The organism is Tsukamurella spumae, assembly GCF_012396015.1.
Taxonomy (GTDB): Bacteria; Actinomycetota; Actinomycetes; order Mycobacteriales; family Mycobacteriaceae; genus Tsukamurella; species Tsukamurella spumae.
This window is the reverse complement of the sequence record NZ_JAAXOQ010000071.1, coordinates 1-1,500: the sequence shown is the minus strand read 5'-3', so window position 1 is coordinate 1,500 and position 1,500 is coordinate 1. Positions and strand designations below refer to the sequence as shown.

The following is a 1,500-nucleotide window of genomic DNA, read 5'->3' as shown; positions in this document are numbered from 1 at the left end:
ATGACACTTCCTGAGTCAACCTCAGGCCGCGGATTGCATGATTCTGGCGGCTCCGTGGAGGGTGGGGTCGTAGGGCGTGCGGGTCTGCCAGCAGCGGTAGATCACTCGGGTCCAGGCGCGGGCGAGGACACGGACGGCGTGTGGGTGGTCGTGACCGCGGGCGCGTGCTCGGGCGTAGACGTCGGCGGCCCAGTCGCTGCTGTGCCGGCTGTTGTCGGCGAAGGTGGTCATCGCTACCCGGAAGCGTTTGTTGCAGGCCCAGCGGAAGTGAACGGCTCGGTGTTTGCCGGAGGCGTTGGTCACCGGGCTCAGACCGGCGAGGGCGGCGACGGCGTCGGGGCTGTCGTAGGCTTGGCGGGCATCGCCCCATTCGGCGAGCATCTGGGCGGCGTTGATCTGACCCGACCTTGGCAGCGACGTGAAGATCGCGCCGTCCGGGTGAACCTGCATCTGCCGCGCGATGTCACCCCGGAGGGACTTCTCGGCGGTGTTGACCGCCTGCAGGATGCCGACCAAAGCCACCACACTCTCTCGCAGGGTTTCGCTGATGATGGGGTCGGTGGTTCCTGGCGGAGCGCTGCGCAGCCGGGCGAGAACCTCCTGGGCGGGGCGTTTGCCGGAGTAGCCGTTGCGGGCCAGGAACCCCTCGATGCGCTTGACTCCGACCCGGGCGGCGCTGTTCGGAGTCGGGTAGGCAAGCAGGAACGCCAACGCGATCGGCGACGACAGATCAGCGAAAACTGTTGCAGCACCAGGCCAGCACGTGTCGAGCAGAGCCCGCAACTGGTTGCCCACGCGCACCCGCAGGCTCACCACATCGTCGCGGGTGCGCACTGCGATCCGGAGCGCTTTCGTCTGCGGCGAATACGGCGCGACGGGCGCCAGGCGGTGCAGGCGCAGCCGCAGGTACTCGGCGATCACCCGCGCATCGGCTGCGTCGGACTTGGCGCCCGAGAGCACCTCGCCTTCACGCCAGGTCTTGATCGCGTTCGGCGAGACCGGGATCACCGGATGGCCGGCCTCGAGCAGCAGATCGACCAACCGGCCGTTGGGGCGTTCGATCGCGATCGGCGCATCACCCGGGTCGGGCGTGTACTTGGCCAGCCGCCGCACCAGCGCAGCGATGCCGTCGGCGGTGTGCTCGATGGTGAACGCGGCCAGCTGGCGGCCGGACTGGTCGAGCACGCAGACCGCATGATCGTGGCTGGCCCAGTCGATACCGACGAACACCGCCGGTGGAGGTTGATCTTCGAACATGGTGGCTTCTCCTGTGGTTGGCAGCGACAACCTGACAGCGAGGCCGACCACCGGACGGTCACTAACTGGCGCTCTACGGCGCATCTTCCTGAGGCCGGTTCACGACCCCGACGAGACCGAGGGCGGCGGTGTCATACAAGCCCTCGAAGGGCGACCGATAACGGCCGTCACCTCGATCCCCGTCAGGTTCCTCACACGAACACCCCGAAGGGGTCCGTAGAAAGCATGGTGCCCTAGTGACCG

1 protein-coding gene is annotated in these 1,500 nt (G+C 67.7%); it reads right to left on the bottom strand.

The features are described from left to right. Positions 1-21 precede the first annotated feature (21 nt). Positions 22-1,257, bottom strand: a complete 1,236-nt coding sequence (locus HF999_RS22085) for an IS110 family RNA-guided transposase (RefSeq protein WP_168547900.1) — start codon at positions 1,255-1,257, stop codon at positions 22-24. Positions 1,258-1,500: the final 243 nt, after the last annotated feature.

What these genes read in the sequence shown, in the direction of transcription:
- HF999_RS22085 (WP_168547900.1), bottom strand. Translation starts at nt 1,257, where the DNA reads ATGTTCGAAGATCAACCTCCACCGGCGGTGTTCGTCGGTATCGACTGG.